This is a genomic window from Streptomyces nodosus (genome assembly GCF_008704995.1).
GTDB classification, from domain to species: domain Bacteria; phylum Actinomycetota; class Actinomycetes; order Streptomycetales; family Streptomycetaceae; genus Streptomyces; species Streptomyces nodosus.
The window spans coordinates 2,851,068-2,874,362 of the sequence record NZ_CP023747.1 but is presented as its reverse complement, the minus strand read 5'-3'; the positions used below and the strand labels follow the sequence as shown (position 1 = coordinate 2,874,362).

The 23,295-nt window shown below is 70.4% G+C and carries 20 protein-coding genes and 1 tRNA gene; 4 read left to right on the top strand and 17 right to left on the bottom strand.

Annotated elements, in window-relative coordinates; genetic code table 11:
* Positions 1 to 207: 207 nt before the first annotated feature.
* Positions 208 to 927, bottom strand: coding sequence for a GntR family transcriptional regulator (locus CP978_RS13000; protein ID WP_150478212.1), 720 nt, complete (start codon positions 925 to 927; stop codon positions 208 to 210).
* A 55-nt stretch (positions 928 to 982) separates the two neighbouring features.
* Here CP978_RS13000 and CP978_RS12995 point away from each other — a divergent pair, with 55 nt between their 5' ends.
* Entirely contained in the window at positions 983 to 1,798 is an 816-nt protein-coding gene (locus CP978_RS12995) for a class I SAM-dependent methyltransferase (RefSeq protein ID WP_150478211.1), read from the top strand.
* A gap of 70 nt (positions 1,799 to 1,868) precedes the next feature.
* Here the strand turns inward: CP978_RS12995 and CP978_RS12990 are convergent.
* From CP978_RS12990 to CP978_RS12975, 4 genes are all read right to left on the bottom strand, one after another.
* Positions 1,869 to 1,941: transfer RNA gene (locus CP978_RS12990), tRNA-His, on the bottom strand.
* A gap of 112 nt (positions 1,942 to 2,053) precedes the next feature.
* Positions 2,054 to 2,656, bottom strand: a complete 603-nt coding sequence (gene orn / locus CP978_RS12985) for an oligoribonuclease (RefSeq protein WP_043440420.1) — start codon at positions 2,654 to 2,656, stop codon at positions 2,054 to 2,056.
* Positions 2,657 to 3,112: 456 nt separating this feature from the next.
* Entirely contained in the window at positions 3,113 to 4,339 is a 1,227-nt protein-coding gene (locus CP978_RS12980; protein ID WP_043440418.1) for a helix-turn-helix domain-containing protein, read from the bottom strand.
* A gap of 377 nt (positions 4,340 to 4,716) precedes the next feature.
* Positions 4,717 to 5,145 carry a hypothetical protein gene (locus CP978_RS12975; RefSeq protein WP_079162115.1) on the bottom strand — a complete coding sequence of 143 codons (429 nt, stop codon included), beginning with the start codon at positions 5,143 to 5,145 and terminating at the stop codon, positions 4,717 to 4,719.
* A 495-nt stretch (positions 5,146 to 5,640) separates the two neighbouring features.
* On the opposite strand from CP978_RS12975, the gene CP978_RS12965 reads away from it, so the two are divergent.
* Both CP978_RS12965 and CP978_RS12960 read left to right on the top strand, forming a co-directional pair.
* Complete coding sequence (locus CP978_RS12965; protein ID WP_043440416.1) at positions 5,641 to 6,168, top strand: universal stress protein; 528 nt, start codon at positions 5,641 to 5,643, stop codon at positions 6,166 to 6,168.
* Positions 6,169 to 6,489: 321 nt separating this feature from the next.
* A complete protein-coding gene (locus CP978_RS12960) occupies positions 6,490 to 7,056 on the top strand; it encodes a GPR1/FUN34/YaaH family transporter (RefSeq protein WP_043440415.1) in 567 nt (188 codons plus the stop codon).
* Positions 7,057 to 7,197: 141 nt separating this feature from the next.
* Here the strand turns inward: CP978_RS12960 and glmS are convergent, their stop codons facing one another.
* On the bottom strand, positions 7,198 to 9,015 hold the full coding sequence (gene glmS, locus CP978_RS12955; RefSeq protein ID WP_043440412.1) for a glutamine--fructose-6-phosphate transaminase (isomerizing): 1,818 nt from the start codon (positions 9,013 to 9,015) through the stop codon (positions 7,198 to 7,200).
* A 99-nt stretch (positions 9,016 to 9,114) separates the two neighbouring features.
* The gene (locus CP978_RS12950) at positions 9,115 to 9,372 is read right to left on the bottom strand and encodes a hypothetical protein (protein WP_043440409.1); all 258 of its coding nucleotides are present in this window, start codon (positions 9,370 to 9,372) and stop codon (positions 9,115 to 9,117) included.
* Between the two features lie 258 nt (positions 9,373 to 9,630).
* On the opposite strand from CP978_RS12950, the gene CP978_RS12945 reads away from it, so the two are divergent.
* Positions 9,631 to 11,226: a beta-N-acetylhexosaminidase gene (locus CP978_RS12945; RefSeq protein ID WP_043440406.1), complete on the top strand. Its 1,596-nt coding sequence runs from the start codon at positions 9,631 to 9,633 to the stop codon at positions 11,224 to 11,226.
* A gap of 67 nt (positions 11,227 to 11,293) precedes the next feature.
* Here CP978_RS12945 and CP978_RS12940 read toward each other — a convergent pair whose 3' ends face one another.
* From CP978_RS12940 to CP978_RS12895, 10 genes are all read right to left on the bottom strand, one after another.
* Entirely contained in the window at positions 11,294 to 13,084 is a 1,791-nt protein-coding gene (locus tag CP978_RS12940; protein ID WP_043440403.1) for an IucA/IucC family protein, read from the bottom strand.
* Positions 13,081 to 13,629, bottom strand: a complete 549-nt coding sequence (locus CP978_RS12935) for a GNAT family N-acetyltransferase (RefSeq protein ID WP_043440400.1) — start codon at positions 13,627 to 13,629, stop codon at positions 13,081 to 13,083. Before CP978_RS12935 ends, CP978_RS12940 begins: the two co-directional genes overlap by 4 nt.
* Entirely contained in the window at positions 13,626 to 14,909 is a 1,284-nt protein-coding gene (locus CP978_RS12930; protein ID WP_150478210.1) for a lysine N(6)-hydroxylase/L-ornithine N(5)-oxygenase family protein, read from the bottom strand. Before CP978_RS12930 ends, CP978_RS12935 begins: the two co-directional genes overlap by 4 nt.
* Positions 14,893 to 16,335 carry a lysine decarboxylase DesA gene (gene desA / locus CP978_RS12925; protein WP_043440393.1) on the bottom strand — a complete coding sequence of 481 codons (1,443 nt, stop codon included), beginning with the start codon at positions 16,333 to 16,335 and terminating at the stop codon, positions 14,893 to 14,895. Before desA ends, CP978_RS12930 begins: the two co-directional genes overlap by 17 nt.
* A gap of 126 nt (positions 16,336 to 16,461) precedes the next feature.
* Positions 16,462 to 17,304, bottom strand: coding sequence for a siderophore-interacting protein (locus CP978_RS12920; protein ID WP_043440390.1), 843 nt, complete (start codon positions 17,302 to 17,304; stop codon positions 16,462 to 16,464).
* An 80-nt stretch (positions 17,305 to 17,384) separates the two neighbouring features.
* A complete protein-coding gene (locus CP978_RS12915) occupies positions 17,385 to 18,431 on the bottom strand; it encodes an ABC transporter substrate-binding protein (protein ID WP_043440387.1) in 1,047 nt (348 codons plus the stop codon).
* 145 nt (positions 18,432 to 18,576) lie between these two features.
* A complete protein-coding gene (locus CP978_RS12910) occupies positions 18,577 to 19,107 on the bottom strand; it encodes a YrhB domain-containing protein (RefSeq protein WP_043440384.1) in 531 nt (176 codons plus the stop codon).
* A gap of 147 nt (positions 19,108 to 19,254) precedes the next feature.
* Positions 19,255 to 20,415: an acyl-CoA dehydrogenase family protein gene (locus CP978_RS12905; RefSeq protein WP_043440381.1), complete on the bottom strand. Its 1,161-nt coding sequence runs from the start codon at positions 20,413 to 20,415 to the stop codon at positions 19,255 to 19,257.
* 3 nt (positions 20,416 to 20,418) lie between these two features.
* A complete protein-coding gene (locus CP978_RS12900; RefSeq protein ID WP_043440378.1) occupies positions 20,419 to 21,357 on the bottom strand; it encodes a hydroxymethylglutaryl-CoA lyase in 939 nt (312 codons plus the stop codon).
* Positions 21,354 to 23,294, bottom strand: coding sequence for an acetyl-CoA carboxylase biotin carboxylase subunit (locus tag CP978_RS12895; RefSeq protein ID WP_043440375.1), 1,941 nt, complete (start codon positions 23,292 to 23,294; stop codon positions 21,354 to 21,356). Before CP978_RS12895 ends, CP978_RS12900 begins: the two co-directional genes overlap by 4 nt.
* Position 23,295 lies beyond the last annotated feature (1 nt).

Here is a 23,295-nt window from a genome sequence, read left to right as displayed (position 1 = left end):
GGGCCTTAAGAGGCCCCTATCGTTCGTCATGTCGGCGCTCCCTCGGCAGCTTTGAGCGTTGGCCGTCCCCGGGGCCGTGTCAGCGGTCGCCGGGGTTCTTCTTCCTGGCAGCCGGGCACAGCACCGCCGCATCCGCAGCGGGCAAGCCCGGCACAAGAAAGAGACTGGACCGGTGGACCGGTCCAGTCAAGCGCCTCGGGTGTGCAACTACCTCATCGGGTACGTCTCGGTCTCCTCGAACACCTCCGACGGCAGCACGCCCTCCTCGCACACCAGCGGACGCCGGCCCTCGTCGTACGCCACATGCACGACCACCGCGACGGCGGCGGGCCGCTCCACACCGAGCAGGCGCGCCTCCTCGCCGGTGGCGAGCCGAACCTTCGTGACGTCCATCCCCTCGACCGGGAACCGGTCCGTCTCACGGCGGACGTAGTGCGTGGTGCCTTCGGAGATCGGGCCCTTCGCGAGCAGACGCGGCGCGACCTTGGCGATCGACGGCGGGAACCACGCCGTCACCAGGCTGTGCGGCGAGCCGTCCTCGAGCAGCACCAGCCGCGCGCGACGCAGCGCCTCGTCTCCCGGCCCGAGCTCCAGCGCGTCAGCGATGTGAGCGGGCGGGACCGTCCAGTCCGGGACTCCCAGCCGCTGGTAAGGGGCCCCGCCGGCCACGCGGCTGGAGCCTGCCCGGCGGCCGCCGGCCGGGCGTGCAACCGGCGTCTCAACGACCGTGAAGCCGGCGCCCTGCCGGGCCACCACCAGGCCATCGGACCGCAGTACGTCATACGCCTTGACCACCGTGGCCCTGGACACACTCCACTGCTCGGCCAGGTCGCGGCCTGATGGCAGCAGGTCGCCGGGGCCGAACTCACCGCCCGCGATGCGGGTACGCAGATCTTCCGCGATCTGCTCGTACTTCAGCAGTGCCATGGGAGTGTTTCCGATCAACTGGACTGGTCCACTGTTCGAGCATCAGAATGCACGCATGACGAGCCCTGAGCTAGCGCCGGAGATCGTGAGGTTCTACTCCGAGACCATTGACGAAGCGGACCGCCTGACAACGACGGCCGACGGCCGTCTGGAGATGGTACGCACCCAGGAACTGCTGCGCCGCCACCTGCCTGCGCCAACCGCACGGATCCTCGATGTCGGCGGCGGCCCCGGCGCCCACGCCCGCTGGCTCGTCGAGGACGGCTACACCGTGCACCTCGTCGACCCGATCCCCCGGCACATCGAGCAGGCCAGACAGATCGGAGCCACAGCCGAGCTCGGAGACGCCCGCCACCTCACCGCGGAGGACGCCTCGTACGATGTGGTGCTCCTACTGGGGCCGCTGTATCACCTGATCGACCGTGCCGACCGTGACCGGGCACTCGCCGAAGCCCTCCGGGTCCTCAGGCCGGGCGGCCTGCTGGCGGCAGCCGGCATCAACCGGTACGCGTCACTGTTCGAGCACTCCGCCTTCGCGCACCTGCATAAACCGTCGCTGCAGAAGAGCATCGGCAGCATCCTCGCCTCGCAGGTCCATGACGGAAAGAAGGCATTCACGGCCGCCTACTTCCACAGCGGCGAGCAGCTGCGCGACGAGGTGGACACGGCCGGATTCACCGCCCCCGAGGTGTACGGCGTCGAAGGCCCTGCGTGGTCGATGCTCGCTGCGGCCGAGCGCACCACCGGAGACGACTTCCGCGATACACCCCTGTTCGAGTCGGCCCTTGTAGCTGCGCGTATGGCCGAGCCCTACCCGGAACTGCTGGCGGCCAGCTCTCATCTCCTGGTGGTCGCCAGCCGCCCGGCGTGACGCATTCTCTACCATCCCGGGAACGACGAAGGGCTGACCTGTTTTCACAGGTCAGCCCTTGATCATTCAGGGTGAGTGACGGGACTCGAACCCGCGGCATCCTGGACCACAACCAGGTGCTCTACCAGCTGAGCTACACCCACCATGACCGGCGGTTCTCGGTGATCCCCGGCGGCCGAGAAAAAGTGTACAGGGTCCGGAGGGGTGCTCGCGCCATCGTTTCTCCGGAGCCCGGGGGCGAGCCCCGGAGAGGGGCTACTTCGAGGACACCACGTGCCGGGCCGCGATGGTGCGGGCCGTGTCCGAGTCGGGGCCCGGCTGCGGCACGAAGATCGCCTCCCGGTAGTAGCGCAACTCCGCGATCGACTCGCGGATGTCGGCCAGCGCCCGGTGGTTCCCGTTCTTCTCGGGGCTGTTGAAGTACGCCCGCGGATACCAGCGCCGGGCCAGCTCCTTGATCGAGCTGACGTCCACGATCCGGTAGTGGAGATAGTCCTCCAGCGTCGGCATGTCGCGGGACAGGAAGCCGCGGTCGGTGCCGACCGAGTTGCCGCACAGCGGGGCCTTGCCCGGATCCTTGACATGCTCCCTTACATAGGCGAGGACCTGCTCCTCGGCGTCGGCCAGCGTCGTGCCGGCCGCCAGTTCCTTGAGCAGTCCCGAGGCGGTGTGCATCTGGCGCACCACCTCCGGCATCGTCTCCAGCGCCGCGTCCGGAGGCCGGATCACGATGTCCACTCCCTCGCCGAGCACATTCAGCTCGGAGTCGGTGACCAGCGCGGCCACCTCGATGAGCGCGTCGTCGGACAGCGAGAGTCCGGTCATCTCGCAGTCGATCCACACCATGCGATCGTTCATGTGTCCCACCTTATGGCCCACCCGGGCCGTACGGACCGCCCGTGCGGACGGGGAAGTGTGGTGCGGGGTGTGCGGAGCGGGCCCCCGAAGCCCGGGGGAACCCGGGCACGGGCCGCCGGCAGGCCAGGTGCGAGGGCCCGTGGTCCAGGAGGCCATGAAATTCGCCACTGCCGCGGGAGCAGGGATCGGTGATCGATGATCGGATCGGGCGAGGGGTGTCGGCCGGTCCCGGGAATGCTCGTGCGGCGCGGGGGTGGAGAGGGGCCGCGGGGGGACCCGTCGCGCCGAGCGGCAGGGCGGGACACCCGGGAAACAGGGTGGGGCCGGGTGTGCAGGGACCGGTCCCGGGCCGGGGAAGGAGAGAGGGGAGCGGCTCCGGGTGCTTCGGGAGCGGGGCGGGCCGGGGCCGGTGGGGGCCGCGGTGGTGGTGACCGCGGAGCCCACCGGCCCGTGACCCTACGGTGCGCTGCGCTGGCCGGGCAGGCCGGGGCGGCTGGTCGCGTACAGTTCCGGTACGTGCTTGCCGTGGTCCGTGGTCAGGGACGCGGCCGTGCCGAGCGCGGTCGCCGTGCGGCGGGTCTGCAGGGGGACCTGGGCCGTATCCTGCGGGACCGGCTGCACCGTGGGCACCGGGGTGCCGTCCGTGTCCCCCGGCCGGTCGCTTCCCGGCCGGCGTGCCCGGTAAGCGGCCCGGTACGCGGCCGGCGAGGAGCCGAGCTGACGGCGGAAGTGCCCGCGCAGCGCCACCGGGGAGCGGAAGCCGCAGCGTCCGGCGACCTCGTCCACCGAGTAGTCGGAGGTCTCCAGGAGCCGCTGCGCCTGCAGCACCCGCTGGGTGATCAGCCACTGCAGCGGCGCGCTGCCGGTGAGCGACCGGAAGCGCCGGTCGAACGTCCGTCGGCTCATGTACGCCCGCGCCGCCAGCGTCTCCACATCGAACTGCTCGTGAAGGTGCTCCAGCGCCCAGGCGACGACCTCCGCGAGCGGGTCGGCGCCGATCTCCTCAGGTAAAGACCGGTCGAGGTAGCGCTCCTGGCCTCCGGTGCGGCGCGGCGGGACCACCAGCCGGCGGGCGAGCGCCCCGGCCGCCTCGTTGCCGTGGTCGGTGCGCACGATATGGAGGCAGAGGTCGATGCCGGCCGCTGTGCCGGCCGACGTCAGCACGTCTCCGTCGTCCACGAACAGCTCGCGCGGATCGACATGCACCGACGGATAGCGCTTGGCCAGGGTCGGCGCGTACATCCAGTGCGTGGTGGCCGGCCGTCCGTCCAGCAGTCCGGCGGCGGCCAGTACGAAGGCGCCGGTGCACAACCCCACGATGCGGGCGCCTTCTTCATGCGCCCGGCGCAGTGCGTCGAGCGCCTCCTGCGGCGGCGGCGCGGTGATCGACCGCCAGGCCGGCACGACGACGGTGCCCGCCCGTGAGACGGCCTCCAGGCCGAACGGCGCGCTGAGTTCCAGGCCCCCTGTGGTCCGCAGCGGGCCTTCCTCGCCGGCGGCCACCAGCAGTCGGTAGCGCGGCACTCCGGCGTCCTGGCGGTCAACCCCGAACACCGACAGCGGTATGGAACTCTCGAAAATGGGGCCGCCGCTGAACAGCAGCACCGCGACGATCTCCTTGCGGCGTCGCCCGGACAGTTTCCGGGCCGCTCCGTCCGGCGTGGCGGTGGAGTCGTGGCTCATCCTGCTAAGCCCCCCTCGGTGGTCGCGGCTCCTCGGTTGTGTCGCTCCTGCACGTTTCCCCTCGGTCCTGCACGAGTCCCCCGCCGTAGACAGTCATGATCGAATCTACTGTGTCCCGTGGTGCCGGGGTGACCAGTTCGCCATCCGGCACATTGTCGACAAGGCAACTTGGCGTGAAGCATTCGATCACGAAGCGTTGCACTCGTGGGCCGTACAGGGAAGTGCGCCTCGTCCGGGTGGCCAATCCGCATAGGGTACGCGGGCCCCTCGGAGGGCTTTCGGCCCAGGTCGAACGGGGGGTGGGGGCCCGTGGGGACCGGGGATGCGGGGGGTTGAGAAGTTGGCTGAAAAGAGGCGGGGGCGTGCGCGGAAACCGGTCAGCGGACCGGAGCGTTCCCCTCGGCCCGACGCCCGCCCCTGTGCGCCCCCGTGGGGTCGGTCCAGCCGTGCGGCCGGCGGTAGGTGACGTGCCCCACGGTCCCCGGTGTTCCGCCCCCGAGCGGTTCGACCCTCCGCACTCCACTTCCCGGCTCCGCGCGCCTGAGGGGAGCCTCCCCTCGCGGGGCGTCCCTCAGTGCTGCGGCTCTCAGTTGTGCCGCGCCCCGCTCGGACTGCCGCAGCAGCGCGCGGCACCCGGCGGTGACGCTGGACAGACCCAGCGTGGCGCTGATCGCACCGGCCCACGAGGTGCCGTACCAGACCAGGACCAGCGGGACCAGGGCACAGCAGAAGGCCGCCCAGCCGACCACCTGACGCGCGGTGTCCTGCTCGGGGGACGGCTGCGGGTCGGTGTGGGGTCCGGACACGGTGTGCTCCCTACGGCGACGGGTCACCGGACTCAACGCGGGCCACGGCCGGGGGTCACTGCCGCGCTCCGCGGCGGTCGGTGCGAGGGGGAGCACGGTTCCGGGGCGGCGGCCGAAGCAGGGCGCGCGGTTCCTGGGATGGCGCCGGAGGCGGGGGCGTACCGTTGCGCGGGCGGCGCCCGGCGCGGAGTGTACGGTTCCGGGGCGGCGCCCGGCGCGGAACGCCGGCGGTTCCCGGCCACCCCCGAAGAAACCGGCTGTACGAGACGGCAGCCATTGCGCTGCGGGCGTCCCTCGTGCATGCTCCCTGAAACCCCCCGCGCCGGGGGGCCGTATCGAGAGTGAAGCCGAGAGCCCGGGACAGTGCGCGGGATCTGAGATCGAGGAGGCGTGCCGCCGTACCCTTGAGGGTATGGGGTTGGGAAGATGATTCCCGGACACAGCTCCGACACGCACTGTCGTCCCACCCACGAGGATCACAACGCCGAGACACCCATGGCCGGTCACGAATTCTTCGATCCCCCGGACCGCAAGCGCCCCGTCGCCGATCCCACGGCGGCCGAGCCCTTGGCGGCGGAAGAGTCCCGCCCGTCCTGCGACCCCGCCTTCAAACATGGTGTGGTGGTCGGCTTCGACGGCTCCACCTCCAGCGAGCGCGCCCTGGCGTATGCGATCGGCATGGCCTATCGCTCCCACGCGGGTCTGATCATCGTCCATGTCGCCAACCGGCTGCCCACCACGGTGTGGGCCGGGTGTGAGCCCCCGGTCTTCGTGGATGTGCCGGACCACCGTACCGAGGTCCTCGGTCTCGAACTCGCCTGTGCGGAGCATCTCTCCGAGGTGCCCTGGATCCTGGTGGAGCGGGGCGGCGACATCTGCCATGAACTCGAGGAGGTCGGGCGGGAGTACGCGGCGGACGCCATCGTCGTCGGCTCCACGCACGGCCTCGTCGGCCGTATCTTCGGCTCGGTGGCCGGCCGCCTCACCAAGCGGGCCCAGCGCCCCGTGATCGTCATCCCCTGAAGCACCGGGCCCCGCAGGGCCGTCACGGGATCCGAAGCGCCGTATGTCTCACCCGTGTGCGAAGGCCGGGCGATGCGCGCACCCGGATACGAGCGCCGTATGCCGTACCTGTGCGAGCGCCGGGTGGTGCGAGACGTCGCCGCAACCTTCCCGTCACCGTCGCGCAACCCGGTGTCGATCCGGGCGAGATGACCGGCGGGCGGTGTCAACTCCCTTCGGAATTCGGGCGAATCTACTCCCGCGTAGAGGTGTTTGTGCCCTTGTGAAGGGCATATACCGGTCACCGCACCCCCGTATGTGCAGGACAGAAGGGAGCCCGCCGTGAACAACGACGTCTCTGCGGGAAGCACCACCTCGATCGTCGGCCGGCTCGCGCTGGGTATCACGCTGCTGGCCTTCGGACTCGGAACCACCAAGGTGATCGACGGCGTGACGACGGCCGACGCCGTGTCACTGGCCCACTATGTCGGCGGCGTGGCCCTGTTCCTCGCGGGCCTGCTCGCCCTGCGCGACCGCGACACCGCCACCGGTACGGCCTTCACGGCGCTCGGCGCCCTGTGGTTCACCTGGGCCGTCACGGCGGGCAGTCAGATGTCCGACAACGCTGCCGGACTCTTCCTCCTGCTGTTCGCCCTGGTCGCGCTGACCTTGGCGGTGGGCGCCGGCGGCGGCGTTCTCGACCAGGGCACCTATGGGCTGTTCTTCGTCTCGCTGCTGCTGCTCGCCGTGGCGCGCTTCGCGGACAGCGACGCCCTGGGCAAGGCCGGCGGCTGGTTCGCGGTCGTCGCGGGCGTGCTCGCCTGGTACGCGGCGACGGCGGTCCTGGCGAAGTGGCCCACCGTCCTGCCGCGACGCGCTGCCGGCCGCGGAGTGACGGCCGCCGGCTGAGGCAGTGCCGGGCCGGGGAGCCCACCCGTTCGAGAGGCGGCGGGAGCGGGAGGGCGTCAGCCCCGGCCCACGAAAGAGCGGCCCCCTGTGCTGTCGGAAGCACAGGGGGCCGCTCACATCCGGTCAGGAGAAGGGGAGTTGCTACTCCACCGTCACCGACTTGGCGAGGTTGCGCGGCTTGTCGATGTCCCGGCCCAGCGCCAGGGCCGTGTGGTAGGCGAGGAGTTGCAGCGGAATGCCCATCAGGATCGGGTCCAGCTCGTCCTCGTTCTTCGGGACGATCACCGTGTGGTCGGCCTTCTCCTGCTCCCGGTGGGCCACCGCGAGGATCTGGCCGCTGCGGGCCTTGATCTCCTCCATGGCCGCACGGTTCTTCTCCAGCAGGTCGTCGTCGGGCACGATCGCCACCGTCGGGAGCGCGGGCTCGATCAGCGCCAGCGGGCCGTGCTTCAGCTCGGAGGCCGGGTAGGCCTCGGCGTGGATGTAGGAGACCTCCTTGAGCTTCAGCGAGGCCTCGCGGGCCACCGGATAGCCCCGCACCCGTCCGATGAAGAGCATCGAGCGGGCGTCCGCGAACTGCTCCGCCAGCTTCTTGATCTCCGCCTCCTGCTCCAGGATCTCGGAGATCTGCCCGGGCAGCCTGCGCAGGCCCTCGATGATCCGTCGGCCGTCACGCACCGAGAGATCGCGGGTGCGGCCCAGGTGCAGCGCGAGCAGCGCGAAGGCGACGGTGGTGTTGGTGAAGCACTTGGTGGACACCACACAGACCTCGGGCCCGGCGTGGACGTACATTCCGCCGTCCGCCTCACGCGCGATCGCGGAACCGACCACATTGACGATGCCCAGCACCCGTGCGCCCTTGCGCTTGAGCTCCTGGACGGCGGCCAGCACGTCATAGGTCTCGCCGGACTGGGAGACCGCCACATACAGGGTGTCCGGGTCCACGACCGCGTTGCGGTAGCGGAACTCCGAGGCCGGCTCGGCGTCCGCCGGGATGCGGGCCAGCTCCTCGATCATCTGGGCGCCGATCATGCCCGCGTGGTACGAGGTGCCGCAGCCGAGGATCTTCACCCGGCGCACCGCACGCGCCTCCCGGGCGTCCAGGTTGAGCCCGCCCAGGTGCACGGTGGAGAACCGGTCGTCGATCCGGCCGCGCAGCACACGGTCCACGGCGTCGGCCTGCTCGTGGATCTCCTTGTGCATATAGGTGTCGTGGCCGCCCATGTCGTACGACTCGGCCTCCCACTCCACGGTGGTGGGCTCGGCCGTGGTGCGGGTGCCCTCGGTGGTGTAGGTGCGGAAGTCGTCGGCCTTGAGGGTGGCCATCTCGCCGTCGTCCAGGGTGACTATCTGGCGGGTGTGGGTGACCAGCGCGGCGACGTCCGAGGCGACGAACATCTCCTTCTCGCCGATGCCGAGGACGACGGGGGAGCCGTTGCGGGCCACCACGATGCGGTCCGGGAAGTCGGCGTGCATCACGGCGATGCCGTAGGTGCCCTCGACGACCCGCAGCGCCTGGCGGACCTTCTCCTCCAGGGTCTCGGCCTGGGAGCGGGCGATGAGATGGGTGAGGACCTCGGTGTCGGTCTCGGAGAGGAACTCGACGCCGTCCGCCTCCAGCTTCTTCCGCAGGTCGGAGGCGTTGTCGATGATGCCGTTGTGGACGACGGCGACCGTGTGGTCGGCCGACATGTGCGGGTGGGCGTTCACGTCGGAGGGGGCGCCATGGGTGGCCCAGCGGGTGTGGGCGATACCGGTGGTGCCCTTGAAGCGCGCGGGGACCTTGGCCTCCAGGTCACGGACCCGGCCCTTGGCCTTGACCATCTTCAGGCCGGCGGACTTCGGCGAGGTGACGACTATGCCCGCCGAGTCGTAGCCGCGGTACTCCAGCCGCTGGAGGCCCTCCAGCAGCAGCGGGGCCACATCGCGCTTACCGATGTATCCGACGATTCCGCACATATGAATCCTTGAGTCCCTTGGTGTAGCTGATTTCGCTGTTTCTGCCGTTTGTGCTGTTTCTGCTTTTCCGCGCGAGGGTGGGGGCGTCCGTACGGCGGCTCAGCCGTAGACGATGCGGCGCAGTTGCCGGAGTGTGAGCCCGGGCGGCGCGACCGCGCGGTACTTCAGGTCCGCCTCGATCCGCTCGAAGATCGACGCGTTCACCAGGCCCTGGGCCTGGAGTTCACGGTGGCGGCGACGGACGAACTCCTCGGTCGTCTCGTCGAAATAGGCGAGCACGTCCTGGACCACGCGCAGCGCCTCGCCCCGGTTGAGGGGGGTGGACCGCGTCAAATGATCAACAAGTTCGTCGTGCACCCGGTAGATCCTGGGGTACGGGGGCCGAAATCGCAAGAATCCTGCCCGGTTTCGGGCAGTGGGCCGTGGGATCCTTCTCCGGTTCCCATCAGTGGCCGCCCCTTTCGTGTGCTGCGTCACATTCCGGTGGGTCGGGACGCGTCACCCGGGGGATTTCCGTGAACAGGGGGTTGCCCTTCCCGCGGTGCGAGAAGGTGGTCCCTACCCCATCGGGTCCGGGCCGGACGAGCCCGTGAACGCTCGTGGAAGGGAGCGCATGTGAGACAGCACCACAGAACGCCCCGCCTCCTCGGCACGCTGCTGCTGGTGGCGGCGGCCGGGCTCTCCGTCGGCTTCGGCGCGGCGGCACCCGCCGCGGCCGACCGCACCGCCGTCCCGCTCGGCCGGGTGATCCCGGCCCCCGCAACGGTCGAGCCCGGGGGAGCCCCGTACCGGATCACCCGAGGAACACATATCCGGGTGGACGAGGCGCGCGCGGCCCGTGAGGTCGGCGAGTACCTCGCGGACGTCCTGCGGCCCTCGACCGGCTATCCGCTGCCGGTCACCACGCACGGCGACGGCGGCATCCGGCTCCGCCTGGGCGACGGCCCCTTCGGCGAGGAGGGCTATCGCCTCGACAGCGGGTCCCGGGGCGTCACCATCACCGCCCGGAAGGCCGCCGGTCTCTTCCACGGCGTACAGACCCTGCGCCAGTTGCTGCCCGCGGCCGTCGAGCGCAGGACCGTGCAGTCCGGCCCCTGGACGGTCGCCGGGGGCACCATCAAGGACACCCCGCGCTACGCCTACCGGGGCGCCATGCTCGATGTCTCCCGCCACTTCTTCGGCGTGGCCCAGGTCAAGCGCTATATCGACCAGTTGGCCCTCTACAAGATCAACACCCTGCATCTGCATCTGAGCGACGACCAGGGGTGGCGCATCGCCGTCGACTCCTGGCCGCGGCTTGCGACCCACGGCGGTGCCGGCGAGGTCGGCGGCGGTCCGGGCGGCTTCTACACCAAGGCCCAGTACCAGGAGATCGTCCGCTATGCCGCCTCCCGCCATCTGGAGGTCGTCCCCGAGCTGGACATGCCGGGACACACCAATGCGGCCCTCTCCTCCTACGCCGAACTGAACTGCGACGGCGTCGCGCCCCCGCCCTACACCGGCACCGAGGTCGGCTTCAGCTCGCTGTGCGTGTCCAAGCAGCTGACGTACGACTTCGTGGACGACGTCATCCGCGAACTGGCGGCGATCACACCGGGCCGCTATCTCCACATCGGCGGCGACGAGGCGCACTCCACCAGCCATGAGGACTATGTGACGTTCATGGACCGGGTGCAGCCCCTCGTCGCCAAGTACGGCAAGACGGTGATCGGCTGGCACCAGCTGACCGGCGCCACACCGGTCAAGGGCGCGCTCGCCCAGTACTGGGGCCTGGACTCCACCGGCGCCGCCGAGAAGGCCCAGGTCGCCCGGGCCGCGCAGAACGGCACCGGGCTGATCCTGTCCCCGGCCGACCGGGTGTACCTGGACATGAAGTACACCGCGGACACCCCGCTGGGGCTCGCCTGGGCGGGCTATGTCGAGGTGCGGCGGTCCTACGACTGGGACCCGGGCAGCTATCTCCCGGGGGCGCCCGCCTCCGCGGTCCGGGGTGTGGAGGCCCCGCTGTGGTCGGAGACCCTCAGCACCTCGGCCCAGCTGGAGCAGATGGCCTTCCCGAGACTGCCGGGCGCCGCCGAACTCGGCTGGTCGCCCGCCGCCACACACGACTGGGACACCTACAAGGTGCGGCTCGCGGCGCAGGGCCCGCGCTGGGAGGCGCTGGGCATCGACTACTACCGCTCGCCCCAGGTGCCCTGGCCCGCACGGTAGTTGCCGGTACGCCGACGGGCACCCCGGAGGACCGTACTCCGGGGTGCCCGCCTGTATGCGGGGGACGCTACCGTCCCGCGATCGGGTTCCTCAGGGTCCCCACCAGCTGCAACGCCCCCGAAGGGTCCGCCAGGTCCACCATCTGCCGGTTGTCGCGCAGCTGGAGCCGGTTGAGACAGGACAGCGCGAACTCCGGCGCGAACATGTCGTACCGCCGGAACCGCTCGGCGAGCTGCGGATGGGCGTCCTGGTACGCGTGCACCACCTCGGCGACCGTCCGCCAGAAGTCGTCCTCCGTCAGCACGCCCTCGTCGGCGAGGTGTGCCGCGACGAAGCGGAAGAAGCAGTCGAAGACATCCGTGAAGATGGACAGGAGCTTCTTGTCGTCCGGGACCTCGACCCTGATCCGGGCGACCTCCGGGGGCAGCGCCGCGTCCGGGTCCATCACCGCGATCTCCTCGGCGATGTCCTTGAAGATCGCACGCTGCACGGCACCGTCCTTCAGGACGAGGATGACGTTCTCGCCGTGCGGCATGAAGACCAGGTCATAGGCGTAGAAGCTGTGCAGCAGCGGGGTGAGATACGCCCGCAGATAGCCGCGCAGCCACTCGGCCGGGGCCAGCCCCGACCGCCGGATCAGCGCGCCCGCGAAGGAGGCGCCCTGCTGGTCGACATGGGCGAGGGAGGCCATGGTCGCCAGGGTCTCGCCCTCCTGGAGCGAGGGCACCGGGCTCTCCCGCCACAGCGCGGCGAGCATCTTGCGGTAGGGGGAGTAGCGGTCGGTGGCGGCCTCGTACTCCAGATGCCGGTAGCCGACGGCGGCGCACTCCCGGATGATCGTGAGGCCGGTCGACTTCAGCACCGGATCGTTCTCGATCAGCTGGGCCAGCCAGTCGTTGATCGCCGGGGTCGCCTCCATATAGGCGGCCGAGAGCCCGCGCATGAACCCCATGTTGAGCACGGACAGGGCCGTCTTCACATAGTGCTTCCCGGGATGGCTGCCGTTGAAGAAGGTCCGTATGGACTGCTGGGCCAGATACTCGTCGTCGCCCTCACCGAGGCACACCAGGTGCTGCCGGGCGACCTCGGCGGCGAAGGTGACGGACAGCTTGTTCCACCACTGCCAGGGGTGGACGGGGATGAGCAGATAGTCCTCGGGGTCGAGGCCCCGTTCGGTCAGCCGGCGGTGGAAGCGCCCGACCGTGGTCTCGCCCAGCTCCTCCCGGACGAAGGACTCGTACCGGATCCCGGCCCCGGCCGTGAACGCCGCCCGGGAGCGGTGCGCGGCCAGCCAGACCAGCCGGACCGGGCGCCCCGCCTCGGGCGCGTAGGCCAGATACTCCTGGACGCCGAAGCCGAGCCGCCCGTTGTTGGCGACGAAGCAGGGGTGGCCCTCGGTCATCCCCGCCTCGATGCCCTGGAAGCCGCGCCCGGCCAGCTCGGCGGAGGTGACCTCCGGCTTGGTGAGCTTGTAGCAGGTGCTGGAGAGGGTGGAGGAGATCTCCTCCAGATAGACCGGGAGCACCTCGTCGCTCAGACCGAGGGAGTTCTTCAGCTCGATGAAGAAGTCCAGTGCGGAGAGCGGGAGTTCCACCCCTTCGCGGCGACGGGTGATCGAGTCGGCCTCGACCCCCCAGTGGTCCAGGCCGCGGAGCGTGGCGGTGAAGCGGTAGTGCGTGAGTCCGTCGTCGCTGCGGACCACATAGGTGTCCTCCGCGCCGGCCTCAGGCTCGGGGGTGATCAGCCGTTCATGGGCGAACTCGGCGAGGGCCTTGCGGACCAGCAGGCGCTCGGCACGCTCCCAGCGCTCGGGGGAGAGATGGGAGACCGCCTCGGCGGAGGTCGTGCCGTAGGTCATGCCGCCACCGCCTTCTCGAACTGCTCCCGCGTGCAGAAGCTGAGCAGCGCCGTCTTCTCCGGCTTCGGTATCTCTCGCTCGGGCACGAATCCGACGGTGGCGTTCAGGGCGTGCACCGCGGTGTTGCGGACATCGGGTTCCACGACGACACGGGCGGTCGTCGGGTCCTCGAACAGGTGCCGCATCACGGCCCTGATCACGGCCCGGGTGAAGCCGTGCACGGGGGTCTCGGCCGGTGCGACCAGGAAGTGCATGCCCACATCGCCGGGCCGGGGCTCGTAGAGGCCGACCAGTTCACGGTGGGCCGGGTCGTACCGCTCCAGCAGGAAGGCGGGTTCGCCGTCGTGCAGACCCAGCAGCGCGTGCTGGTGCTCGTCGGCCTCGATCTCGGCGTAGGCGCGCCGGACGTCCTGGACATCGGCGTCCTGCATCATCCAGAACGCCGCCTTGGGGTGGGTGACCCAGCCGTGCAGCAGTTCGGCGTCCCGGAGCGGGTCGAGGGGACGGAAGGTGAGGGTGCCGAGGGCACGGGTGGCGGTGCTCATGCGGCGAACTCCTGGAAGGCGATGGTCTTCTCGACGGGGTAGTACTCGCTGCCCAGCAGTTCCCGGATGATGCAGGCGTTGCGGTAGGGGCCCATGCCGAGGTCGGGGCTGGTGATGCTGTGGGTGTGGACGCCCCCGTTCTGGAGGAAGACGCCCCGGCCGGTGGTGTCGATGGAGTAGTTGCGGGCCACGTCGAAGTTGCCGTGCCCGTCGTAGCGCAGCCGGTCGCGGACCGGGGCGAGGAACTCCGGTTCGGTGTACCGGTAGCCGGTCGCGAGGATCAGCGCCTGGGAGCGCAGCTCGTAGTCCCTGCCCTGCTCCTCCTGGCGGAAGCCGAGGGTGTAGCCGCCGTCCTCGTGACGGGCGCTGGTGAGCGCGGAGTTGGTGAGCAGCCGGGTGGGGACCGGACCGTCCAGGTTCTTCTGGTACAGCAGGTCGAAGATCTCGTTGATCAGATCGCCGTCGATGCCCTTGAACAGGCCCTTCTGCTGCTCGGTGAGGCGGTAGCGGGTCCCCTCGGGCAGCGCGTGGAAGTAGTCGATGTACTCGGGGGAGGTCATCTCCAGCGTGAGCTTGGTGTACTCCAGCGGGAAGAAGCGCGGGGAGCGGGTGACCCAGTTCAGCCGGTAGCCGTGGACGTCGATCTCGCTCAGCAGGTCCTGGTAGATCTCGGCGGCGGACTGCCCGCTGCCGACCAGGGTGATCGACTCCTTGGCCTGGAGCGCGTGCTTGTGGTCCAGATAGCGGGAGGTGTGGACGACATCGCCCGCGAGACCCCGGCAGGGCTCCGGGATGTGCGGGGAGGTGCCGGTGCCGAGGACCAGACGGCGGGCCCGGTAGGCGTCCCCGTCCCCGGTCCGTACGACATAGACGTCGTCCGTGTCCTGGTACGTCACCTCGGTGACGGTGGTGCCGAAGCGGACGCTGCTCAGCCGGGAGGCGGCCCAGCGGCAGTAGTCGTCGTACTCCACCCGGAGCGGGTAGAAGTTCTCCCGGATGTAGAACGAGTACAGCCTGCCCTGCTCCTTGAGGTAGTTGAGGAAGGAGTAGGGGGAGGTGGGGTCGGCCAGGGTGACCAGGTCCGACATGAACGGGGTCTGCAGATGCGCCCCGTCCAGGAACATCCCGGAGTGCCACTCGAAGTTCGGCTTCGACTCCAGGAACACGGCGTCGAGTTCGGCGATCGGCTCGGTGAGGCAGGCGAGCCCGAGGTTGAAGGGGCCGAGCCCGATCCCCACCAGGTCGTGGATGCGGTCAGGGGCTTCAGCAAGCGCGGTCAAGGGAGTCTCCCAGGTACTGCTCGGCGTGGCCGGCGATCAGATCGAGCACGGCGGTGATGTCCTGCGCCGTGGTCTCGGGGTTGAGGAGGGTGAACTTCAGATAGTGGCGGCCGGAGACCTTGGTGCCCGCGACCACGGCGTCGCCGGAGGCGAACAGGGCCTTGCGGGCGTACAGGTTGGCCCGGTCGATCTCGGCCGGGTCGGTGACGGCGGCCGGGATGTAACGGAAGACGAGGGTGGAGAGCTGCGGTTCGACGACCACGTCGAAGCGGGGATCGGCGGCCAGCAATTGCCAGCCCTGGTGCGCCAGGTCGCAGACCTCGTCGAAGAGCTGTCCGATGCCGTCGGCGCCCATCACGCGCAGGGTCATCCACAGTTTGAGGGCGTCGAAGCGGCGAGTGGTCTGGAGGGACTTGTCGACCTGGTTGGGGATACGTTCCTGCACCATGCGGCGCGGGTTGAGGTAGTCCGCGTGATAGGTCGCATGCCGCAGCGTGGCGGCGTCCCGGACCAGCACGGCGGAGGAACTCACCGGCTGGAAGAAGGACTTGTGGTAGTCGACGGTGACCGAGTCGGCGTGCTCGATCCCGGCCAGCAGCTCGCGGCGGCGCGGGGAGACCAGCAGCCCGCAGCCGTAGGCCGCGTCCACATGCAGCCAGGCGCCGTAGCGAGCGCACAGCTCGGCGATGCCGGGCAGCGGATCGATGGAGCCGAAGTCGGTGCTGCCCGCGGTGGCGACCACGGCCATGGGGGTCAGCCCGTCCTGGACGCAGCGCTCCAGCTCATGGGCGAGGGCGACGGTTCCCATCCGCTTGTCCTGGCCGACGGGGACGGAGACCACCGAGTCGGCGCTCAGACCGAGCAGTTTCGCGGCCTTCCGCACGCTGAAATGGCTCACCTCGGAGGCGAAGATCCGCAGTTCGGCGAGGCTCTCGCACTTGGCCTCCTCCCGCGCCAGCAGCAGCGCCTGGAGGTTGGACTGGGTGCCGCCGCTGGTGAACACGCCGTCGGCGGCGGGGCCGAGGCCGATGCGTCCGGCGGTCCAGTCGATGAGCTTGCGCTCGATGAGGGTGCCGCCGGCCGACTGGTCCCAGGTGTCGAGGGAGGAGTTGACGGCGGACAGCACGGCCTCGCCGAGGACGGCCGGGATGACCACCGGGCAGTTGAGGTGGGCCAGATAGCGCGGGTGGTGGAAGTAGACCGCGTCGCGCAGATAGACCTCCTCCAGCTCGTCCAGGACGGCGGTGGTGTCGTGCAGCGGGCGGTCCAGGTCGATCCGCTCGACGCGGGGGGCCAGGGCGTCGACCGTGATGCCGGTGAACGGGCGCCCGGTGGTGGCGAGTTGTGCGGCCACCCGCTCTACTCCTTCGGTCACGGAGCGGCGGTAATGCTCCGCGGTGAGGTCATTGAGCAGGTGCGAGCGCATGGGGGGTCCTCCGGTGGGGCGGGTCCGCGCGGGACATGAAGAGAGACGGGATCGCCGTTCGAACTTAGGTTAGCCTAACCTAAGTCGAGGCGGGTCTTGATCACGTCCCCGCGGGCATGGCCTCCCTCACTCCCGTTCGCGCAGCTGCTCCTCGCTGAGTCCGCGCCGCCAGTAGCCGACAAAGGTGACCCGCCGGCGGTCGATACCGCGCTCGCCGACGACATGCCGGCGCAGCTCCTTCACCCGGCCCGACTCGCCGGCCAGCCAGACGTACGGGGCCCGCGCCGCCGGGAGTTCGGCGTTCCGCAGCGCGGCCAGGGCCGTGGGGGACCCTTCGCCCGGCACCAGCCAGGTGATCTCGGCGTCGGCCTCGGTCACCAGGTCCTGGACGTCATCGGTGTGGCCGGCCTCCAGCCAGACCCGGGCGCGGGTGCCCGCGGGCAGTCGTTCGAGGATCGCGGAGGCGGCGGGTACGGCGGTTTCGTCGGCCCAGATCACCACCAGATCGGTGTCCTCGGGCGGGCGGAAGCGGATCGCCCGGTTGTCCCGGACCGCGGGGCCCAGCAAGGCCACGCGGTCACCGGCGGCGGCCCGGGAGGCCCAGCGGGAGGCGGGACCCGCGGGCGCGGCGGCACCCGGCTCCACACCGTGCAGCACAAAGTCGATGTCGATCTCGTCGGGGTCGCGCCGCAGCGCCCGCAGGGTGTACGAGCGCATCACCGCCCGTACGTCGTCGGGGAGTTCGCGCCAGCCCTGCCACCAGGCATCGCCCAGCTCGACGGGAACGGCCGGCTCGCTCTGGCCGGGATGCGGCAGAAAGAGCGACAGGCTCTGGTCGTGCCCGTCGGAGCGGAACGCCCGCAGATCGTCCCCCGCGAAGCTGACCCGGACGACGGACGGGCCGAGCCGCCTCGTCCGCACGACCTGGAGGGAGAAGAAGCGGAACGGGGCGGCCACGGCCGTCGTCATATGTGCTCCCGAGTCATCGTCAGGGGGCGGATTGTGTGTGTGGGGGGGGGCGTGCCGGGGGGGTGTGGGCCCCGGGGGTGTCAGCTGACCTTCTTCGCCTTCTCGATCGCCTCGGCGAGGTTCTCGAGCAGCGGGGCGCACTTGTCGTACGACAGGATGGGCTCGGCGTCGCGGGGGATGACCTGGCCCGCCTTGACCGCGGGGAGCTTCTTCCAGGTCGCCTCGGTGATGTCGGCGGGCTGGACGGCCGAGGAGCGGTTGTCCATCATGATGACGTCGGCCTGGTACTTGTCGACGTTCTCCCAGCTCAGGTTCTCGAACCAGCCGCCGCTCGCCTTGAGGGCGGAGGCGGAGGGCTCGACGAAGTTCACCCCGAGTGCCTTGAAGTACTCCAGGTCGACGGACAGGTTGGAGCCGGAGACATAGAAGATGTCCTGGCTCGCGGAGCCGACCAGCACCTTGATGCCGGGCTTGGCCTTGGTGGCCGCGCGCAGCCGGGCCGCCGCGTCCTCGAACCGCTTCTTCGCCTGGGTGATCTTCGCGGAGGAGGCGTCCGCGCCGAGTGACTTCGCGAGCTCCAGCATGCGCTGCAGCGGCTCGGTCAACTGGCGGTCGTAGACGGAGATCCCGACGCTCGGGGCGCCGACCGCGAGGATCTTCTTCTTCAACTCCTCCGGGACGTACCACAGGGTCCCGGCGTCGTCGAACATGGTGCTGACGAGGAGATCGGGCGCGAGGGCCGCGTACTTCTCGATGTTGAACTGGCCCCACTCGTTGCCGAGGACCGTGAGCTTGGAGACATCGAGGTCGCCGGCCTGGACATCGGCCTTGCCGTCCTTGGTCGTGGTCGGCCCGAAGACGCCCTTCACCGCGACGCCGTAGTCGTGCAGGGCGGCGGCGACGCCCACGAACGCCACGATGCTCGACGGGGTCCTGTCCGTCTTCGCGGTCTGGCCCCGGTCGTCCTTGAAGGACCAGGGGCCGGAGGCCGCCGTCGTCGCGCCGTCCGAGCCGCCGCTTTGCGTCTTGTCGTCGCCGCAGGCCGCGAGCGCGGCACCGAGGCCGAGAGCACCGCCGGCGGCGAGGATGCCACGGCGGGTGAGACGGGGGGCACGGACGTGGGACATGAGGTCTGCTTTCGAACAGGGCGGAGTCCGCCGGGGACGAGCTCCGAGATAGGTTAGCCTAACCTCATTTTCTGTCCAGGGAGTGGGTCCCTGAAGCGCCGCGCCCCGCGGCCGTGGCCCTGTCCGATTCACCCGAGGCGACCGGTTATCGGACAGGTCCGGCCAGTGTCTCGATGGGCAAGGGCGGGCACCGCTCTTCCTCCCGAGTGAGGCGCACCAGTTCTTCCGGGGGTTCGGCCCCGTTCCGCAGGGCCACGACATAGGCCTTCGCCTGCCCCGGGGTCAACCGTGGGGCCTGCCCGCGCAGATGGCGCAGGGCGGCCACGGTGCCGTCGTGGCGCACCAGCGTCCGGACGGCCGCGAGCAGCGGGTCGGGCGGTCTGACGCCCTTGATCTGCTGGAGGTAGAGCTGCTCCCAGTCCTCGTGGTGGTAGGTGGTGACGGGAATGTGGTGGATGCTCCCGTCCTGCCCGTCCACCAGATAGGGACCGGACCCCACCAGCAGGTGCGCGGGGTCACCGCTGCGGACGTACTCCACCGACTGACAGACGAACAGCCACCCGAAGGCATGCTTCTTCACATGGTGGACGGCGACTTCCGGAAGCCATGGTGACCCCTGCTGTTCTTTCGACAGCAGCTCCTCCACCAACTGGACGGCGCGCTCCTTGGAGATCACGTCCTGAGTATGCGACGGGGCGTCGTCGGGAGGGCATGGATTAATCGGCCCGGGGGTCGGACGCGTTCGTGGGGTGGGACTTCCGGCGGGTACACCGGTGGGGTGTCCGGCCCGCGCCGGGAGGGCGCGGGCCGGGGGAGGGGTGGTTCAGCCCGTGAGGCCCAGTTCGCGGGCGATCAGCATGCGCTGGACCTCGCTGGTGCCCTCGCCGATCTCCAGGATCTTGGAGTCGCGCCACATCCGGGCCACCGGGTACTCGTTCATGAAGCCGTAGCCGCCGTGGATCTGGGTGGCGTCGCGGGCGTTGTCGACCGCGATCGTGGAGGAGTAGAGCTTCGCCAGGGCCGCCTCCTTCTTGAAGGGCTCGCCCGCCACCAGACGGGAGGCGGCGTCGCGCCAGGCCAGGCGGGCCGTGTGCGCCTTCATCTCCATGTCCGCGATCTTGAACTGAATGGCCTGGTAGGAGCCGATGTTGGTGCCGAAGGCGTGCCGCTCCTTGGCGTACTTCACCGACTCGTCCACACAGCCCTGGGCCAGACCGGTGGCCAGCGCCGAGATCGCCACCCGGCCCTCGTCCAGGATGCGCAGGAACTGGGCGTAGCCGCGGCCCTCCTCGCCCAGCAGATTGGCGGCCGGGACCCGGACGTCCACGAAGGACAGCTCACGGGTGTCCGAGGCGTTCCAGCCGACCTTGGAGTACGGGGCGGCCACGGTGAAGCCGGGGGTGCCGGAGGGGACGATGATCGAGGAGATCAGCGGGCGGCCGTCCTCCTTGCGGCCGGTGACCGCCGTGACCGTCACCAGACCCGTGATGTCCGTGCCCGAGTTGGTGATGAAGCACTTGGTGCCGTTGATCACCCATTCGTCGGTCTCCGGGTCCAGCCGGGCCGTGGTGCGGGTGGCGCCCGCGTCCGAGCCGCCGTCCGGTTCGGTGAGGCCGAAGGCGCCCAGGATCTCGCCGGAGCTCAGCCGCGGAAGCCACTCCCGCTTCTGCTCCTCGGTGCCGAAGAGATGGATCGGCATCGCGCCCAGGGAGACGCCCGCCTCCAGGGTGATGGCCACCGAGGAGTCCACCCGGGCCAGCTCCTCCAGGGCGATGCTCAGGGCCAGATAGTCGCCGCCCATGCCGCCGTACTCCTCAGGGAACGGCAGCCCGAACAGGCCCATGCGGCCCATCTCGCGGACGATCTCATAGGGGAACTCATGGCGTTCGTAGAAGTCACCGATCTTGGGTGCCACGACGTCATGCGCGAACTCCTCGACCGTGCGGCGGAGTTCTTCCAGTTCGGGGGAGAGGCGGTGGTCCATGGGTCACTCCTTGTGGGAGAGGGCGCGGACGGTACGGGACGGGCTGGGCCGGTCCAGATGGGCGGCCATCCACACGCTTGTGGCGGTGAGCCGCTCGAGGTCGACCCCGGTGTCGATACCGAGGCCCTGAAGCATCCACACGAGGTCTTCGGTGGCGAGGTTGCCGGTGGCGGACTTGGCGTACGGGCAGCCGCCGAGGCCGCCCGCGGAGGCGTCGACGGTGGTCACGCCGTGCTGGAGTGCCGCCAGGGTGTTGGCGAGGGCCTGTCCGTAGGTGTCGTGGAAGTGCACGCCGATCGCACTGGTGGGCACCCGCTCCTCGTTGAGCTCGGACAGCAGGTCCAGGACATGGCCCGGGGTCGCCACGCCGATGGTGTCGCCCAGGCTCAGCTCGTCGCAGCCCATGTCCATCAGGGCCTTGCTGACCCGGACCACCTGATGGATGGGGACCGGGCCCTCCCAGGGGTCGCCGAAGCACATGGACAGATAGCCGCGGACATGCACCTTGTGGTCCTTGGCGCGCCGCACCACCGGCTCGAACATCGACAGGGCCTCGTCCACCGTGCGGTTGAGGTTGGCCCGGGCGAAGGACTCGGTGGCGCTGGCGAAGACGGCGATCCGGCGGACGCCCAGCGCGAGGGCGCGGTCCAGGCCCCGTTCGTTGGGCACCAGGACGGGGAGCGCCACCGGCAGTTCGCTGACGATCGGGAAGAGCTCTTCCGCGTCGGCGAGCTGGGGCACCCACTTGGGGTGGACGAAGCTGGTGGCCTCGATGGTGGACAGACCCGCGGCGGCGAGCCGGCGGATGAACTCCGCCTTGACCTCCGTCGGGACGGTGCGCTGCTCGTTCTGCAGTCCGTCGCGCGCGCCGACCTCATGGATCCTGACCCGGGGAGGCAGGTCCTCGGACGGCACGACCATGGGCAGTCCCTGAGCGGTCATCGCTCCGCCTCCGTGTGCTCCTCGTGCGGGGTGATCACGGCCAGCACCTGGTCCATGACCACCGTGGTGCCCGGGGTGACGTCGAGTTCGGCGACGGTCCCGGCGTGCGGCGCGGAGATGACGTGCTCCATCTTCATCGCCTCGACCACCAGCAGGCTCTGCCCTGCGGCCACCTCGTCCCCGACGGCGACCTTCACCACGGTGACCGTGCCGGGCATGGGCGCGGTCAGCGAGTCGGTGCCGGCTCGGGCGGCGCCGGTGAGCGAGGCGGCGACCGGGTCATGGTCGCGCACCTGCCAGGCGTCGCCGTCCCGGCCGAGCCAGTCGGCGGCGCGGTGGAAGGTGTGCCGCACCCCGTCCAGCACCACGGACACCCGGTCCTCGGTGACCGTGTGGGTGCCCCGGGGGGAGTACTCCACCGGTTCGGACACCCGCAGGGGGAAGGACAGGGGCGCGGGCTCGCCGCCGAGGCGCCAGCCGTCCGGCACCGAGAACGGGTCGGTCCAGCCCTCGCCCCGGGGCCGCAGTGCGTCCAGGCGCACGGCGGCGGCGGCCTCGTACACCTCCTCCGGCACCCCCTCCGGGATGAGGCCGTCCGCCTCGCGTTCCACCAGCCCGGTGTCCAGTTCGCCCGCCACGACCGCGGGATGGGCCAGCAGCCGGCGCAGAAAACCGGCGTTGGTCCCCACGCCCAGGGTGACGGTCTCCCCGAGGGCCGCGCGCAGTCTGCGCAGCGCGGTCGCCCGGTCGGGGCCGTGGGCGATGACCTTGGACAGCATCGGGTCGTAGAGGCTGCCGACCTCGGTGCCCTCGGACAGGCCCGAGTCGGTGCGGAGGCCGTCGCCCCCCGGTTCGTGCAGCGCGAGCACCGTGCCGCCGGAGGGGAGGAAGCCGCGGGCGGGGTCCTCGGCGCAGATCCGCGCCTCCACGGCGTGCCCGGTGAGCGTGATGTCGTCCTGCCCGAAGGACAGCGGCTCGCCCGCCGCCACCCGCAGCTGCCATTCCACCAGGTCCAGGCCGGTGACCAGCTCGGTGACCGGGTGTTCCACCTGGAGGCGGGTGTTCATCTCCATGAAGTAATAGGCGGAGGGGTCGTTGCCCGGGACGATGAACTCCACCGTGCCCGCGCCCCGGTAGCCGCAGGAGCGGGCCGCCTGGACCGCCGCCTCGCCCATCGCCGCACGGGTGGCCTCGTCGAGGAACACACTGGGCGCCTCCTCGATGAGCTTCTGGTGGCGGCGCTGGAGGGAGCACTCGCGCTCGCCCAGATGCACCACGTTCCCGTGGGAGTCGGCCAGGACCTGGATCTCGATATGCCGGGGCCGGTCGATCCAGCGCTCGACCAGGAGCGTGTCGTCGCCGAAGGAGGCGCGGGCCTCACGGCGGGCCGCGGCGATCTCCTCGGCCAGCCGCTCCGGCTCCCGCACCAGCCGCATGCCCTTGCCGCCCCCGCCGGCGCTCGGCTTCAGCAGCACCGGCATGCCGATGGTGTGGGCCGCCTCGGCCAGCTGCTCGTCCGTCAGCCCGCTGCCGTCGGAGCCCGGGACGACCGGCACCCCGGCCGCCCGCACCGTCTCCTTGGCGCGGATCTTGTCGCCCATGAGGGAGATCGCCTCGGCGGGCGGCCCGATGAAGACCAGCCCCGCCTCCGCGCACGCCTTCGCGAAGGCGGCGTTCTCCGCGAGGAAGCCGTATCCCGGGTGCACCGCCTGGGCGCCGGTGCGGGCCGCCGCCGCGAGGAGCCGCTCGACGGACAGATAGCTCTCGGCTGCGGGCGCCGGTCCGATCCGTACCGCCGTGTCGGCCTCCCGGACGTGCCGGGCGTCGGCGTCCGCGTCGGAGAAGACGGCCACCGAACGCACCCCGAGCGCGCGCAGGGTGCGGACGACCCGGACCGCGATCTCGCCCCGGTTGGCCACGAGCACCGTGTCAAACATG

Excerpts from the sequence above, each read along its gene's own strand:
- CP978_RS12905 (WP_043440381.1), bottom strand. The coding sequence starts at position 20,415 with ATGGACCACCGCCTCTCCCCCGAACTGGAAGAACTCCGCCGCACGGTC.
- CP978_RS12900 (WP_043440378.1), bottom strand. The coding sequence starts at position 21,357 with ATGACCGCTCAGGGACTGCCCATGGTCGTGCCGTCCGAGGACCTGCCT.
- orn (WP_043440420.1), bottom strand. The coding sequence starts at position 2,656 with ATGAACGATCGCATGGTGTGGATCGACTGCGAGATGACCGGACTCTCG.
- CP978_RS12940 (WP_043440403.1), bottom strand. The coding sequence starts at position 13,084 with ATGACCTACGGCACGACCTCCGCCGAGGCGGTCTCCCATCTCTCCCCC.
- CP978_RS12920 (WP_043440390.1), bottom strand. The coding sequence starts at position 17,304 with ATGACGACGGCCGTGGCCGCCCCGTTCCGCTTCTTCTCCCTCCAGGTC.
- CP978_RS12915 (WP_043440387.1), bottom strand. The coding sequence starts at position 18,431 with ATGTCCCACGTCCGTGCCCCCCGTCTCACCCGCCGTGGCATCCTCGCC.
- CP978_RS12995 (WP_150478211.1), top strand. The coding sequence starts at position 983 with ATGACGAGCCCTGAGCTAGCGCCGGAGATCGTGAGGTTCTACTCCGAG.
- CP978_RS12935 (WP_043440400.1), bottom strand. The coding sequence starts at position 13,629 with ATGAGCACCGCCACCCGTGCCCTCGGCACCCTCACCTTCCGTCCCCTC.
- CP978_RS13000 (WP_150478212.1), bottom strand. The coding sequence starts at position 927 with ATGGCACTGCTGAAGTACGAGCAGATCGCGGAAGATCTGCGTACCCGC.
- CP978_RS12965 (WP_043440416.1), top strand. The coding sequence starts at position 5,641 with ATGGCCGGTCACGAATTCTTCGATCCCCCGGACCGCAAGCGCCCCGTC.
- desA (WP_043440393.1), bottom strand. The coding sequence starts at position 16,335 with ATGCGCTCGCACCTGCTCAATGACCTCACCGCGGAGCATTACCGCCGC.
- glmS (WP_043440412.1), bottom strand. The coding sequence starts at position 9,015 with ATGTGCGGAATCGTCGGATACATCGGTAAGCGCGATGTGGCCCCGCTG.
- CP978_RS12895 (WP_043440375.1), bottom strand. The coding sequence starts at position 23,294 with ATGTTTGACACGGTGCTCGTGGCCAACCGGGGCGAGATCGCGGTCCGG.
- CP978_RS12980 (WP_043440418.1), bottom strand. The coding sequence starts at position 4,339 with ATGAGCCACGACTCCACCGCCACGCCGGACGGAGCGGCCCGGAAACTG.